We start from the raw sequence: 14,570 nt of genomic DNA on the forward strand, positions 1-14,570 counted from the left end.
CTAACACTACGAGCGCTCGAATGTCTAGCAGTGCTAGATTCTTTGGCGTGACCATCCAGAACCGGCGTGAGCGCGAGCGGGCCGAACGCCATCAGCTGATCATCGACGCCGCTCGGGAGCTGGCCGAGGCGGAGGGCTGGGACGCGGTCACCACGCGCAGGCTCGCCGAGAAGGTCGAGTACAGCCAGCCGGTGCTCTACAGCCACTTCAAGGGCAAGGACGCGATCGTGCGCGCGGTCGCGGTCCAGGGCAGCGGCGAACTGGCGCGGCTGCTGCGGAAAGCCCGCCCCTCGCGTGGGGAGTCACGGCTGAGGGCGGCAGCGGAGGCGTATCTCAAGTTCGCGAGAGAGAGGCCTGCGCTCTACGACGCGATGTTCGTGCAGCAGGTCGACCTGCCGTGGGGCACGAGCGAGGTGCCGCAGGAACTGCTCGACGCGTTCGGGGAGCTGGTCGCCGCGGTCGAACCCGTCCACGGCGAACGGGACCTGGACGCGCTGACCGAGGTGTTCTGGAGCTCGCTGCACGGCATCGCGACGCTCGTGCAGGGCGGAAGGCTGCGGCCGGAACTCGACGACCTGCGCCTCGACCTGCTGCTAGGTGCGCTCAGCCTCACACAGGACGAAGACCGGCCTTGAGCCGATCCGCGTCAGCACGACCGTCGCCGAGCCGGGGCCGGAGAGCTTCAGGCGTTTGCGCATCGTGTTCGGGTCGACGTCCAGGCCGCGCACCAGGATCTCCAGCCGGCCGATCGAGCGCGTCTTCAGCAACGACTTGAGCGACTTCTCCGTGTAATGCCCATGTTCGAGCACGCGGAACGCCCGGATTCCCGCAGGAGGTTCCGAACCGCTCAGGTACGCGATGCGCTCGTCGAGCTGCCACAACCCGTGCCGCGCCGCGTAGTGGCGCACCAGGCCGGCCCGCACGACCGCGCCGTCCGGGTCGATGAGCCACTCGCCGGGAGCAGCCACCGGGCAGTCGTCGGGTTCGGCGTCCGTCAGGGTCCACGACGACGACCCGTGCAAGACAGAGGCCCGGCGCGAAACCCCTGGTGTGGCAAGGCCTCGCGTCCACAGGCAGGCTTCGCGGACGGCACCGTCCAGCGACACGACCTCGATCTCGGCGGCCCACGGCGCGACGGCGAAGTCGATGCCGGGCGCGCACTTCACCGCGAGGTCGACGCCCGCGTAGACCTCGGACAGCTCGTCCAGCGGCGGCACGAAGTCCGACGGGTTCCACTTGCGGCGGCCGGACGAGTCACGGCGGGCCGGGTCGGCGGTCACGGCGGAAGCACGCGACACGGGTCGCAAGGCGTCGGCCTGGACGACCAGCCCACCCGGAACGTTGGTGCGCGCCATGGCGAGGCGCACCGGGTCGAGGTCGGAGCCGAGGCAGACGGAGGCCACCTCGCTCAACGCGAAGAGGTCAGCACCGACCGAACACGTGACGTCGTGGACCGATCGGCCGACGAACCGCAGGGCGCGATGCCGGGCCACCGCGGACGCCGTGGCCTGCTGCAGCGCGTCGTCGGTGAAGAGCCAGGACGCGGCGGAGTCCAGTTTGGACACCGCGCGACGCCGCAGCAGCACGGTTTCCACGACCGGGGCGAACGACGGGCCGAGGGACTTGCGAGCCGTCTCGACGTCGCGCAACCGGGAGGCGTCCGAGAAGGGCAACGCGTCCACCTCGGCGAGCGCGGCGGTTCCGGCGGCAGAGCGCAGGAACGCCACGTCGGCCGTGGTGAACGCGTAGCCCACTTACGCAGACTTCTTGCCGGTGATCGCCACGTTGTAGAACACCTCGCGCGGCAGCACCTTCGAGAGCACGTTCTGGTCGACCCACGAGAGGTTCTGCCAGGTGCGGTAGGCGAACATCGCCCACCCGAAGCCCAGCTTCTCGCGCGGTACGGCTGCTTCGAACGTGCGCACCGGCCAGCCGAACAGAGCCGCGGACAGCTCGTCCGTCACCGCGCGAACGCCGACGGCACCGGCGCGACGAGCGGTGGCCTCCAACTGGTCCGGGTCGAACGTGTGCAGGTCGACGACGGCCTCGAGAGCGGCCGCGCGGGAGGACTCGTCGAGCTCCTCCTGCGGACGGCGCCACTCGCCCAGCACCGGCACGGCCTTGGTGAGGTTGGTGGTGAGCCACCACGTCGCCTGGCCGAGCTTGCGGGCGTAGAAGTTGCCGATGTTCGTCGGGTCGCCCGCGAACACGAACTTGCCGCCGGGCTTCAGCACCCGCAGCACCTCGCGCATCGCCGACTCGACGTCCGGGATGTGGTGCAGCACCGCGTGACCGACGACGAGGTCGAACGTGTTGTCGTCGTACGGGATCCGCTCGGCGTCGGCGACGCGGCCGTCGACGTCCAGGCCGAGGTGCTCGGCGTTGCGCAGCGCGACCTCGACCATGCCGGGAGACAGGTCGGTGACCGAGCCCTTCTCGATCACCCCGCCCTGCATCAGGTTCAGCAGGAAGAAGCCGGTGCCGCAGCCCAGTTCCAGCGCGTGCTCGTACGGTCCGACGTCACCGGCGGCGGCGCGGAAGCGGTCCGTCGCGTAGGTGATGCAGCGCTCGTCGTAGGAGATTGACCACTTCTCGTCGTACGTGCCCGCTTCCCAGTCGTGGTAGAGCACCTGCGCGAGCTTGGTGTCCTTGTAGGCCGCCTCGACCTCTTCCGCGGTCGCGTGCGGGTTCGGTGCCGGATCAGTTGCCACTGAACTTCGCCTTTCCGGGACCGTTCGCGATGAACGACTCCACGCCGTTCTTCTTGTCCTCCGTCGCGAACAGGGCCGCGAAGAGGTGGCTTTCGAGCTTGAGACCCGACTCCAGGTCGGTGTCGAGGCCACCGTCGACGGCCGCCTTCGTCGCCGCCAGGGCGAGCACCGGGCCGTTCACGAACTGCTTGGCCCACCGCACGGCCGCGGCGTACACGTCGTCCGGCGCCACGACCTCGTCCACCATGCCGAGCTCGAGCGCCTCCTGGGCACCGACGAACCGGCCGGTGTAGAGCAGGTCCTTGGTCTTCGACGGACCGATCAGCCGGGCGAGGCGCTGCGTGCCGCCACCGCCGGGGATCAGGCCGAGCAGGATCTCGGGCTGGCCGACCTTCGCGTTGTCACCGGCGATGCGGCGGTCGCAGCCGAGCGCGACCTCGAACCCGCCACCGAGCGCGTAGCCCGTGATGGCGGCGACGGTCGGCTTCGGCACCGAGGCCAGCGCGCCAAGGGCGTCCGACAGGCCCTTGGCCCGCAGCGTCATCTCGGCGTGGGAGATCTGCGCGAACTCCTTGACGTCCGCGCCGGCCGCGAAGACCTTCTCGCCGCCGTAGACGATGACCGCGTAGACGTCCGAACGCTCCGAGGCCTCCTTCGCGGCGGCCTGGAGCTCGGTCTGCACCTGCCGGTTCAGGGCGTTCATCGGCGGCCGCTCCAGGCGGATCGTCCCGATCCCGTCCTCGACTTCCAGCCTCACGAACTCAGCCACTGTGCCTCCGTATCTTTGGCCGCTGCTCCGCAGGCGGCGGCGAGTTCGCCGGGAAGTCGGTCATCCGGCCCCCGCTTCGGCCCGAATCGCCTCCGGCGGTTGACCCGAAGAGGCGACCGGACGACCGACGCGAACTCGCGGTTCAGTCCGGCTGCCCTCACGTTACCTAGCAGTAGCTTGTCAGACCTTGCGGCGGGCGAAGAAGCGGTCTCCCGCTTTCTGCAGCTCCAGGTCCTGACCGAACGTCTTCGAGAGGTTCTCCTCGGTGAGGGTGTCGTCGAGGAGCCCCTGCGCCACGATCGAACCCTCGCGCAGCAGCAGCGCGTGCGTGAAACCGGGCGGGATCTCCTCGACGTGGTGCGTGACCAGCACCATCGCGGGCGCGTCCGGGTCGAGCGCCAGCTCGGAGAGCTTCGCGACCAGGTCCTCGCGGCCGCCCAGGTCGAGGCCCGCGGCGGGCTCGTCGAGCAGCAGCATCTCGGGGTCGGTCATCAACGCGCGGGCGATCAGCGTGCGCTTGCGCTCGCCCTCGCTCAGCGTGCCGTAGAGGCGGTCGGCCAGGTGGTCCATGCCGAGGGTGGCCAGCAGCTCGCGGGCGCGGTCCGTGTCCTGCTTGCCGTACTCCTCGCGCCAGCGGCCGAGCACCGCGTAGCCGGCGGAGACGACCAGGTCGACGACCGTCTCGTCGGGCGGGATGCGGCCGCCGAGCGCCGCGGAGCAGAGGCCGATCCGGGGCTTGAGCTCCTGGACGTCCGTTTTGCCCAGGCGTTCACCCAGGAGGTGGACCTTGCCCTTGGTCGGGTGCAGGTCGGCGCTGGAGAGCCGTAGCAGGGTGGTCTTGCCGGCACCGTTCGGGCCCAGCACCACCCAGCGCTCATCCAGTTCCACGCTCCAGTCGATGTTTCCGACCAGCGTGTTCTTGCCGCGGCGGACCGACACGCCCGCCATGTGCACGACCAGATCTGTCACGTCGACGTCCGCCACGCCCCCATTCTTCCGAACGGCCTCCCACCGACCACTCATCGGGGTGTCCCTCACGCCGGGTGACAGCGCTGCGCCGCCTGTGTGAACTCTCAAGTTCTCTGTCGGTGTCAGATGCCAAGATCGGAGGCATGGCTACTCGACCCGAGTCCGAGGTGCTGGCAGGCCGACCGTTCCCGCTGGGGGCGCACGCCGAGGCAGGCGGCGTCCGCTTCGCGGTGACGTCCCACGTCGCCGACGCGGTCGAGGTCTGCCTCGTCGACGACGACGGCACCGAGAAACGGGTCGAGCTGACCGAACGGACGTTCGGCGTCTGGCACGGCCTCGTGCCCGGCGTCACACCCGGCCAGCGCTACGGGTTCCGGGTCCACGGCCCGTACGACGCGGGCCGCGGGCTGCGCTGCAACCCGGCGAAGCTGCTGGTCGACCCGTACGCGCGGCAGATCGAGGGCGGTATCACGAACCTGGAGGCCTCGCTCGGGTACGTCGGCGACCCGATGCACGGCCCGCCGTCCGCGATCGACTCGCTCGGCAGCGTCCCGCTCTCCGTCGTCAGCTCACCGGGCGGCGCGGACACGGGGGTGAAGCCCGACGTGCCGTTCGAAGAGGCGGTCATCTACGAGATGCACGTCAAGGGCTTCACGAAGCGCCACCCGGAGATCCCGGAGAAGCTGCGCGGCACGTACCTGGGCCTCGCGCACCCGGCGGCGATCGAGCACCTCACCCGGCTCGGCGTCACGAGCGTCGAACTGCTCCCGGTGCAGGCGTTCCAGGACGAGCCCTCGCTGCTGAGCCGGGGCTCGAGCAACTACTGGGGCTACTCGCCGCTGGGCTACTGCGCGCCGCACGCCGCGTACGCGAGCGAGCCGGGCAACGAGATCCAGGAGTTCCGCACGATGGTCGCGGCGCTGCACGCGGCGAACATCGAGGTGCTGATCGACGTCGTCTACAACCACACCTGCGAGGGCGGGCCCGGCGGGCCGACGATCTGCTTCCGCGGCTACGACGCGCCGGGGTACTACCTGCACGCCGGTGGTGGCAGCACGGTCGACATCACGGGCTGCGGCAACACGCTCGACGCCGGGTCGCCGCAGGTCGTGCGCCTGGTCACCGACTCGCTGCGGTACTGGGCGGACGAGATGGGCGTCGACGGGTTCCGGTTCGACCTCGCCTCGACCATGGGCAGGCCGGGCGGCGGGTTCTTCGACCGCGACAGCGCGCTGCTCACGGCCATCACGACGGACCCGGTGCTGTGCAGGGCCAAGCTGATCGCCGAGCCGTGGGACGCGACGGGCGACGGGTACCGGGTCGGCGACTTCGGCATGCAGTGGGCCGAGTGGAACGGCCGTTATCGCGACACGGTCAGGGACTTCTGGCGCGGCCACACGTCCGTGCGCGACCTCGCGTACCGGCTCTCGGGGTCGAGCGACCTGTACGCGGACGACCTGCGGCGGCCGTGGCAGTCGATCAACTTCATCACCGCGCACGACGGCTTCACGCTGCGGGACATGGTGTCGTACAACGACAAGCACAACGAGGAGAACGGCGAGGAGAACCGCGACGGCACGAACGACAACCGGTCGTGGAACCACGGCGTCGAGGGTGAGACGTCCGATCCGGAGATCCTCGCGCTGCGGGCGAAGCAGGCGCGGAACCTGCTCTCGACGCTGCTGCTGTCGACCGGCACGCCGATGATGACGGCGGGCGACGAGATGTGGCGCACCCAGGGTGGCAACAACAACCCGTACTGCCTCGACAACGAGGTGTCGTGGGTCGACTGGACGACCAGCGACGCGGGCGAGGCGTTGCTGGGGTTCACGCAGCGGCTGATCGACCTGCGCGCGTCGTCGCCCGCGTTGCGGCAGCCCGAGTTCTTCGAGGGCCGCGCGACGCCCAGCGGCAACACGGACCTGGTGTGGTTCCGGCCGGACGGGCAGGAGATGGCCGAGACGGACTGGTTCGACGAGGGCCGCCGCACGCTCGGCATGTTCATCGACGGCTCGAACTGCCTCTCGCGCACACGGGAGGGTGAGCTCGTGTCCGACGACTCGTGGCTGATGCTGATGCACGCGGGAGCCGAGGCCATCGACGTGACGCTGCCGCACGAGCGCTACGGGCCGTCGTACGAGCCGTTCCTCGACACGACGACGGCCGACGGCTCCCCCGCGAACCCGGGCTCTCTCGCGCCGCGCGCGAAGCTCAGCGTTCCCGCGCGCTCGTTGTTGCTGCTCCGCATCCCGCGCTGAACTCCTTGCGGTTGCTTGACTCTGTGTCCGAGGTTCTTCCGGCAAATGGACGCTCTAGCCACACTCTGAGTGCGTCTGGCACCATCACGCTCGTGGTCGTCTACTGCTGGACGGACCGCACGATCGACCTCGTACTCGTGGCGTCGTGCGGGTGTAGCTCGACGCGACGCACGCGCTGACACAAGCGCCCGGCGTCGCGTCTAGATCGCTACCCGTACCGACGCGGCCCTTGGAGCGAGTGCGTGACTTCGACATATGCACAGCAAGATCAATTCGACCTCCACCCGGTGCTGGACAGCCAGCTGCTGCGTGACGTGATCCACCCGTCGCGCGACCTGTGGACGCCGCGCGAGCTGCGCGACCTCACCTCGTTCGTGGCGAGCGAGCTGACCACGGGGCTGCTCCAGATCCTCGACTACTCGCCCGAACGCCGCTGGTGGGCGCGGCTGGGGCTGACCGAGGGCGTCGAGCTGTGGCTGCTGTCGTGGCTGCCGGGCCAGGGCACCGAGCCGCACGACCACGGCGGTTCAGCCGGGTCCTTCACGGTGCTGACCGGCAGGCTGCGGGAGGACTACCGCTACCCCGCCGGGCCGATCCGGTCCGCGGTGCGCGACACCGGGGACGCGCTGGGCTTCGGGTCCGGACGCGCGCACCAGGTGCTGAACCCGTTCGAGGCGCCGGCCGCCACCGTGCACGCCTACTCGCCGCCGCTCGTGCCGACCCGCGAGTACGCGTCGCTGCACGACATCCCCGACTCGATCCCGCCACTGCCCGCGCAACGCCTGCCGCTGGCCGAACTGCGCCGGCGAGCCGACCTGGAGGGCCCGTGAGCAAGCTCGACACCATCCTCGAAGAGGCGCGTTCCCATCTCGATCGGCTGGAACCGCACGAGGTGCTCGGCTTGGAGGACGTGCTCGTCGTGGACATCCGGCCTGCCCACAACCGGCTGGCCGAGGGCGAGATCGAGAACTCCGTCGTGGTCGAGCGGATCGTGCTGGAGTGGCGGCTCGACCCGGCAGGCGACTGGCGGCTGCCGGGCTTCACCGCCGACACGACCGTGGTCGTGGTGTGCAACGAGGGCTACTCGTCGTCGCTCGCGGCCAGGGACCTGCAGCGGGTCGGGCTGCCCCGCGCGACGGACCTCGTCGGCGGGTTCCGCGGCTGGCGCGCCGCCGGACTGCCGATCCGCGAGGGCGGCACACAGCCCGTGGTGTGAGCCCGGGGAACCGCCGTCCCACCGGTAACGTCTGGTGATCGTGACAGTTGTGCGCTGGGTCGTGACGGCACTCGTGGTGGCCGGCACGATCGCCTGGACCCTCCCCGAGCCCCACCTCGGCCTCGCCGGAGCGCTGGTGGGCCTGGTCGTGGAACTGACCGCGGCGCAGGCGGGTCTGGCGCTCGGCGCCGTCCTCTTCGGACTCCGGATCACCCACGTGATCATCGGCGTCGGCAGTGAGCTCAAGTCGTGGACGTGGACGCACCAGCGGCTCGTGCTGCGCTCCATCCCGGTGCTCGCGACGGTCGGGGTCACCGGCCTGAAGCCCGGCGTGCGCCGTCGGGAGGTCCTGACCGGGGCGTTCGCGATCGTCTTCTGCGCGGCGGTCGCGGCCCTGACGTGGCTCGCCACCGGTTCGTCGTTCGGCAGGGGCATGGCGCTCGCCGCCACCGCCTGCCTCCTGTGGCAGCTCGTGCCGGTCCAGAAGGCCGGCCACACCAGCCTGGGCTGGTTCGTGTTCAGCCTGCCGAGGATGACCGGGCGGCCGCTCGCCGAACTGGAGGCGCGGCCCCGCGTGCTCGCCGGCATGGACGCCTACCGGCGCGGTGACCTCGACGAGGCCGAGCGGATCCACGCCGTGCTGGCCGAGGAGCACCCCGACCTGCTCACCGTCGTCGGGCTGAAGGTCGTGACGTCGTGTGCGCGCGAGCGGTACCTCGAGGCGCTTCAGGTGGTGATCGGGCTGACCGGACGCGACGACCTGAGCACGCGCGACCTGGCGTTCGTCATGGCCACGACCGCCGGGGTGGCTGTGCTGGCGGTCGAGGCGGGCCAGTTCCCGGCGGAGGTCGGGCTGGAGACCGCGCGCAGCATGTTCGACAACGCCTACCAAGCCGGATATCCCAAGCCCAGGGCGTACGGGACGCTGGCGATCATGGCGTTGATCGAGGGCGACACCACGAACGCCAGGCAGCTCGCGGGCTACTCCGCCGAGTCGAGCGAGAACGCGCAGGGCCGCGCGGACGACCTGATCACGATCGCGCGGGCGTGGATGGTGGACGGCGACAACGCGAAGGCCCGCGAGCTCGCGGCCGAGGCGCACGAGCTCGCGGGCTGGAGTCCGCGGGTGGCGGCGACCCGCGCCCGTCTGGAGATCGGCTGACTGGCATCAGCTCGGGAACCGGGTGAATCGTCGCGCGCGATTCAAAAGACATTTCCCGGACGCGCGAAAGGGGCCCGTCACCGAGACCGGTGACGGGCCCTTTCACACCCCGCGAACGGATCAGCTCTGCTGGACCGGCACCGGCAGGCCGGGCAGTGCGGGCAGGCCGCCGGGAGGCGCCGGCAGGCCGCACTTGCTCAACAGGTCCTGCACGGTCTTGAGCAACGCCTTCAGCATTTCGGTGATCTTGGCGACGTCCGGTGGCGCGGCGCCGAGGACGGTGCCGCCCAGGCCAGCGATGCCCGAGATCAGGTTCAGCACGACCGGCAGGCACTGGTCGGCCGGACCCGCGTACTCGGCGGCCTTCGCCGGTATCGGTACGCCTGGCGCGCTCACCGGGGGTGTCGGGAGGCATCCGGCGTTCTGCAGCGCTGTCACGATGCCGAGGAGGTCACCGATCAACGGTGTCAGAGCGCCCGTGTTGGGCACGGGCAGGAGGCTGCCGATGGCCTGCTTGAGCTTTCCGGCGAGGTCCGTGACGAGACCCGCGCAGGCGGCCGGGAGCTCTGGCGCGGCGGGCGACGCAGTGGCAGCCGGAATGGTCGAGGCGGTGAACAGAGCTGCAACGAGCGAGAGTGCGGTAATCGTTTTCTTCACGGCTACCTTCTTCCTCATGCGCAATTCAGCGGAGCCACACCGGAATACCGAAAGGATTCCCGGGCGGTTCATTCCATGCCGAAGAGCGTAAGCCTGCACAGGCCCCTCTACCAGCGGAGATCACGAATTCACCCACTCGAAAAAGGGGTCATTCGTTTGAGCGAAAGGGAAGTGGGGGTACATGCCTGCGGCATGTCACGAGCAGTGAACAGGCAAGCAGGAAGACGAACACATCAGGGCATCCAGCTCGTCGTTTGCAGACGAACCGGATGCCCTGCGTGGATCTGGTGAAGCGATCAACCAGCCAGAACGACCCTGCCGAGTTCCGCGGGCGTCGCCAGCAGGCCGTGACGCGGCAGCACGCGCACGGTGTAGCCGAGCGCTCCGGCGTGCGGCAACGGCACCTCGGCCTCGTAGTTGCCGTTGCCCGCGTAGTTCATGGGCGACGACACGATGTCCTTGAGCTCGTCGGAGTCGTGCGACACCTTGCCCAGCACGACCTGGACGTCCACTTCGGACGGCTCCAGCCCGGCCAGCTCGACCCGCGCCCGCACGATGACCGGCGCACCGAGCACCGGCACCGAGGAACCGCTGATCACCAGGTCGCTGTCGAGCACCCGCACCCGAGTCCACGAGGCGCGCAGCCGGTGCCGGTACGAGGAGAGCTCCTTGGCACCCCGGTAGCCCTCACCGACGACGTTCTGCGCGGACGCGGCGGCCGGCGCGTAGTACGTCTCGACGTACTCGCGGACCATGCGCGAGGCCTGCACGACCGGGCCGAGCGAGGCCAGCGTGTGCCGGACCATGGACATCCAGCGGGTCGGCACGCCGTCCTCGCCGCGGTCGTAGAACAGCGGCGCGACCTGCGAACCGAGCAGGTCGTACAGCGCGTTCGCCTCCAGGTCGTCGCGGCGGACCGGGTCGTTGACGCCGTCGGCGGTCGGGATGGCCCAGCCGTTGGAGCCGTCGTACAGCTCGTCCCACCAACCGTCGCGGATGGACAGGTTGAGGCCGCCGTTCAACGCCGCCTTCATGCCGGACGTGCCGCACGCTTCGAGGGGGCGCATCGGGTTGTTCAGCCACACGTCGCAGCCCCAGTACAGGTACCGGGCCATGGACATGTCGTAGTCCGGCAGGAACACGATCCGGTGCCGCACGCCCGCCTCGTCGGCGTAGCGCACGATCTGCTGGATCAACGCCTTGCCGCCGTCATCCGCCGGGTGCGACTTGCCCGCCACGACGAGCTGCACGGGCCGTTCGGGGTGCAGCAGCAGCGAACGCAGCCGCTCCGGGTCGCGCAGCATCAGTGTGAGGCGCTTGTACGTCGGCACGCGCCGTGCGAAGCCCACGGTCAGCACGCTGGGGTCGAAGACCGAGTCGGTCCAGCCCAGCTCCAGCGCCGACGCGCCGCGCTGCAGCCACGACTCGCGCACCCGGCGGCGCACCTCGTCGACCAGCCGGCCGCGCAGGGTGCTCCTGATCTCCCACAGGCCGGTGTCGGTGACCGGCTCGAACGCGCCGATGCCCAGGCCGTTGCCGGTGTGGCTGTCCGCTTCGGACGCTCCGAGCAGCTTGCTCATCTCGGTCGCGGCCCACGTCGGCCCGTGCACGCCGTTGGTGACCGAGCCGATCGGCACCTCGGTGGCGTCGAAGCCCGGCCAGAGGCCGCGGAACATGTCCCGGCTGACCTCACCGTGCAGTTTGGACACACCGTTCGCGCGCTGGGCGAGCCGCAGGCCCATGTGGGCCATGTTGAACATGCCGGGGTTGTCCTCGGCCCCGAGCGCGAGGATGCGCTGGGTGTTCACGCCCGGCACCAGGTTCTCGGCGCCGAAGTAGTGCTGGACCAGGTCGACCGGGAAGCGGTCGATGCCGGCGGGCACGGGCGTGTGCGTCGTGAAGACCGCACCGGCGCGCGAGGCCGTGAGCGCCTGGTCGAAGTCGAGACCGTCGTTGGTGATGTACTCGCGGATCCGCTCGAGGCCGAGGAACCCGGCGTGGCCCTCGTTGGTGTGGAACACCTCGGGCTGCGCGTGGCCGGTGAGCTCGCAGAACGTCCGCACGGCGCGCACGCCGCCGATGCCCGCGAGGATCTCCTGGCGGATGCGGTGGTTCTGGTCGCCGCCGTAGAGCCTGTCGGTGACGCCGCGCAGGTCCTCGTCGTTCTGCTCCACGTCCGAGTCGAGCAGCAGCAACGGGATGCGCCCGACCTGCGCCTTCCAGATCTTCGCGCGGAGCGTCCGGTCGCCCGGCATCGCCACGTGCACGAGCAGCGGCAGCCCGGACGGCTCGGTCAGCAGCTCCAGCGGCAACCCGCGCGGGTCGAGCGTCGGGTAGTGCTCGATCTGCCAGCCGTCGAGCGACAGCGACTGCCGGAAGTACCCGGACCGGTAGAGCAGACCGACCGCGATCAGCGGAACGCCCAGGTCAGAGGCCGCCTTGAGGTGGTCGCCCGCGAGGATGCCGAGACCACCCGAGTAGTTCGGCAGCGCCTCGTGCACGCCGAACTCCATCGAGAAGTACGCGACGCTCGTGGGCAACGGCGTGTCGGGCGCCCCGTGCTCACGCCGCTGGGTGATCTCGTCCTGCCGGCGCTGGTACCAGCGCGGACCTCGGACGTACCGCTCCAGGTCGGTCGCGAGCGCGTGGAGCTTGAGCAGGAACTGCTCGTCTCTCGCGAGGTGTTCCAGCTTGCTCGCGTCGACGACGGAGAGCAGGCGCAACGGGTCGCCACCGACCTCGGACCAGACGCGGGGGTCGATCGAGGCGAAGAGGTCCTGCGTGGGCGGGTGCCACGTCCAGCGCAGGTTGGTGGCGAGCGTGCTCAGCGCGGACAGGGGCTCCGGCAGGCTGGCTCGGACGGTGAACCGGCGAAGTGCTCGCATGACGAGCGAACTTACCTGCCACCCCTGAGTGCCTGACAACGTTCCCGGTCACACCTGCAACGACTTGCAGAACCGGTCAAGACGGGGAAGCGCCGTGAGCAGCCACGATGTACTGCTCGGGCCCTTCGTCCATTCTGCACTGAACGTCCCGCCCGTCCGGTTCGCGGTCAGTTCCTCTCCTCGCCGGTGATCAGCAGCCGGTCGCCCTTGCCCGAGATCGTGAGGACGTGCTCCGCGACCTTGGCGGAGTTCGACTCTTTCTCGGTCAGTTCCAGCGCCGTCGTGACCGTGAACGTGCCGTCGTCGTCGGCCTGGGTCAGCGGGCCTTCCTTGACCACGACCTTCGAGTACCTGCCCCAGAACTCCTTCTCCCCCGCCTCGCTGGGGGCCTGGTTCTGGTCCCAGTCGGCGCGGGCACCGGGGACGTTGCCCGGCAGCTTCGCGTAGTGCTGCTTCACGAACTGGGTGACCTGGGCCGGGGTGAACTTGGTGGCCGGCGGCTTCGTGGTCGTCGTCGGGTTCGGCTTGGACGACGGCGTCTGCTTCTCGGTCGTCTTCGTGGGGGCGTTGGTCGTCGGCTGTTCGTAGGTGGGGTCCTGGGTCTGCGAGGTGGCCTTCGGCGTGGTCGAGTTGGAGCCGGCCGTCCTGTCCCCGTCGCCACCGCCGCCCATCGTGGCGATCGCGTAGATGAGGCCGCTGACCAGGAGCACGCCGAGGATCGCGGCCGCGACCACGAGGCCCCGGTTCTTCTTCGGTTCCGGTTCGGGCTCGTAGTTGTCGTAGTCGTCGTCGTAGGTCGCGGGCAACGGCGCCGGCGGGCGGGTGCGGGGGGCCTGCTGGGCCGGCATCGGGCGCGGGGTCTGCGTGCCAGGGCCCGCCGCCCCCATCACGGCGGTGCCGGCCGGCGGCGTCATCGGGCGCGGCGGGATCACGCGGGTGACCGGGACCGGGGCTCCGGACGCGATCGCCTTCAGCTCCTCGGCGGCCTGCGCGGCGGTCGGGCGCTGCGACGGCTCGTTCGCCAGCAGCCTCGTCAGCAGGCCGGTGAGCGGGCCCGAGCGCATCGGCGGGCGGGTCTCGCCGCGGGCGACCTTGTAGAGCAGGCCCAGGTCGTTCGTGCTCTTGCCGAACGGCGGCTCGCCCTCGGTCATCGCGTAGATCGTCGCGCCGAGCGAGAACACGTCCGAGGGTGGCGCGGGCTCGGCACCGCGGGCCAGCTCCGGCGCCAGGTACGCGGGCGTGCCGGCGAGCATCCCGGTCTTCGTCACGGCCACGTCGCCCAAAGCGCGCGAGATGCCGAAGTCGGTGATCTTCACCGTGCCGTCACGTCCAATGAGGACGTTGCCGGGCTTGATGTCGCGGTGCACGATCCCGGCGCCGTGGGCGGCGGCCAGCGCGGCGGCGGCCAGCGACCCGATCCGGGCGGCCTCCACCGGCGCCATCGTGCCGCGCTCGGACAGGATCGACGAGAGGTTGCGGGACGGCAAATACTCCATGACGAGACAGGGCTTGCCGTCGTCCTCGACCACGACGTCGTAGACCGCGATCGCGTTCGGGTGCTGCAGGCGCGCGGCGATGCGGCCTTCACGCATGGCGCGCTGCACGGCCTCGTGGAACTCGTTCGACTCGACATCGTTGAGAAGCAGCTGCTTGACCGCAACGTCACGGTGCAGGAACTCGTCGCGTGCACGCCACACGACACCCATGGCACCGGCGCCGAGCTGATCGAGCAGGACGTAGCGACCGCCAAGCTTGTTCACGCGCGCACGGTACCCGTAGCGCGTGCGTAACACGGTGAGTTGTACGCGAAGTGTCCAATCAGAAGGACGCCACATGCCGGGATCGTGGCCGAGAGACCCTGTGTGTGGACCACAATCTTCGCCGTGTTTCCCGACGCTCAGCAGGGCACCTCGCGGCGTGGGCCCCCCGCCCCCATATGCCCG

The 14,570-nt window shown here is 70.0% G+C and carries 12 protein-coding genes; 5 read left to right on the forward strand and 7 right to left on the reverse strand.

Features of this window, described 5'->3' with window-relative positions; translation table 11 throughout:
- The first annotated feature begins 47 nt into the window (after positions 1–47).
- On the forward strand, positions 48–635 hold the full coding sequence (locus tag IEY88_RS07855; protein ID WP_189153941.1) for a TetR/AcrR family transcriptional regulator: 588 nt from the start codon (positions 48–50) through the stop codon (positions 633–635).
- Here IEY88_RS07855 and IEY88_RS07860 read toward each other — a convergent pair.
- From IEY88_RS07860 to IEY88_RS07875, 4 genes are all read right to left on the reverse strand, one after another.
- Entirely contained in the window at positions 594–1,754 is a 1,161-nt protein-coding gene (locus tag IEY88_RS07860; protein ID WP_189153942.1) for a THUMP-like domain-containing protein, read from the reverse strand. The genes IEY88_RS07855 and IEY88_RS07860 overlap by 42 nt on opposite strands.
- Entirely contained in the window at positions 1,755–2,711 is a 957-nt protein-coding gene (locus IEY88_RS07865) for a class I SAM-dependent methyltransferase (RefSeq protein ID WP_189153943.1), read from the reverse strand.
- On the reverse strand, positions 2,701–3,480 hold the full coding sequence (locus tag IEY88_RS07870) for an enoyl-CoA hydratase/isomerase family protein (RefSeq protein WP_189153944.1): 780 nt from the start codon (positions 3,478–3,480) through the stop codon (positions 2,701–2,703). The genes IEY88_RS07865 and IEY88_RS07870 overlap by 11 nt, the downstream gene beginning before the upstream one ends.
- Before the next feature lie 180 nt (positions 3,481–3,660).
- On the reverse strand, positions 3,661–4,503 hold the full coding sequence (locus IEY88_RS07875; protein WP_189153945.1) for an ABC transporter ATP-binding protein: 843 nt from the start codon (positions 4,501–4,503) through the stop codon (positions 3,661–3,663).
- A gap of 89 nt (positions 4,504–4,592) precedes the next feature.
- Here IEY88_RS07875 and glgX point away from each other — a divergent pair, with 89 nt between their 5' ends.
- From glgX to IEY88_RS07895, 4 genes are all read left to right on the forward strand, one after another.
- Positions 4,593–6,707 carry a glycogen debranching protein GlgX gene (glgX, locus tag IEY88_RS07880; RefSeq protein ID WP_189153946.1) on the forward strand — a complete coding sequence of 705 codons (2,115 nt, stop codon included), beginning with the start codon at positions 4,593–4,595 and terminating at the stop codon, positions 6,705–6,707.
- A 242-nt stretch (positions 6,708–6,949) separates the two neighbouring features.
- Positions 6,950–7,537, forward strand: coding sequence for a cysteine dioxygenase (locus tag IEY88_RS07885; RefSeq protein WP_189153947.1), 588 nt, complete (start codon positions 6,950–6,952; stop codon positions 7,535–7,537).
- Positions 7,534–7,923, forward strand: coding sequence for a rhodanese-like domain-containing protein (locus tag IEY88_RS07890; protein ID WP_189153948.1), 390 nt, complete (start codon positions 7,534–7,536; stop codon positions 7,921–7,923). Before IEY88_RS07885 ends, IEY88_RS07890 begins: the two co-directional genes overlap by 4 nt.
- A 40-nt stretch (positions 7,924–7,963) precedes the next feature.
- Positions 7,964–9,085 (forward strand): hypothetical protein, encoded by a 1,122-nt coding sequence (locus IEY88_RS07895; RefSeq protein WP_189153949.1) that lies wholly within the window; start codon positions 7,964–7,966, stop codon positions 9,083–9,085.
- 120 nt (positions 9,086–9,205) lie between these two features.
- Here the strand turns inward: IEY88_RS07895 and IEY88_RS07900 are convergent, their stop codons facing one another.
- The 3 genes from IEY88_RS07900 to IEY88_RS07910 all read right to left on the reverse strand — a co-directional run bounded on the left by IEY88_RS07900 (position 9,206) and on the right by IEY88_RS07910 (position 14,387).
- Positions 9,206–9,742 (reverse strand): hypothetical protein, encoded by a 537-nt coding sequence (locus IEY88_RS07900; protein ID WP_189153950.1) that lies wholly within the window; start codon positions 9,740–9,742, stop codon positions 9,206–9,208.
- Positions 9,743–10,038: 296 nt separating this feature from the next.
- Positions 10,039–12,627 (reverse strand): alpha-glucan family phosphorylase, encoded by a 2,589-nt coding sequence (gene glgP, locus IEY88_RS07905; protein WP_189153951.1) that lies wholly within the window; start codon positions 12,625–12,627, stop codon positions 10,039–10,041.
- A gap of 167 nt (positions 12,628–12,794) precedes the next feature.
- A complete protein-coding gene (locus IEY88_RS07910) occupies positions 12,795–14,387 on the reverse strand; it encodes a serine/threonine-protein kinase (RefSeq protein ID WP_229693172.1) in 1,593 nt (530 codons plus the stop codon).
- Positions 14,388–14,570 lie beyond the last annotated feature (183 nt).

Source organism: Lentzea pudingi, assembly GCF_014646255.1.
Classification (GTDB): Bacteria; Actinomycetota; Actinomycetes; order Mycobacteriales; family Pseudonocardiaceae; genus Lentzea; species Lentzea pudingi.

What these genes read in the sequence shown, in the direction of transcription:
- IEY88_RS07875 (WP_189153945.1), bottom strand. Translation starts at nt 4,503, where the DNA reads ATGAGTGGTCGGTGGGAGGCCGTTCGGAAGAATGGGGGCGTGGCGGAC.
- glgX (WP_189153946.1), top strand. Translation starts at nt 4,593, where the DNA reads ATGGCTACTCGACCCGAGTCCGAGGTGCTGGCAGGCCGACCGTTCCCG.
- glgP (WP_189153951.1), bottom strand. Translation starts at nt 12,627, where the DNA reads ATGCGAGCACTTCGCCGGTTCACCGTCCGAGCCAGCCTGCCGGAGCCC.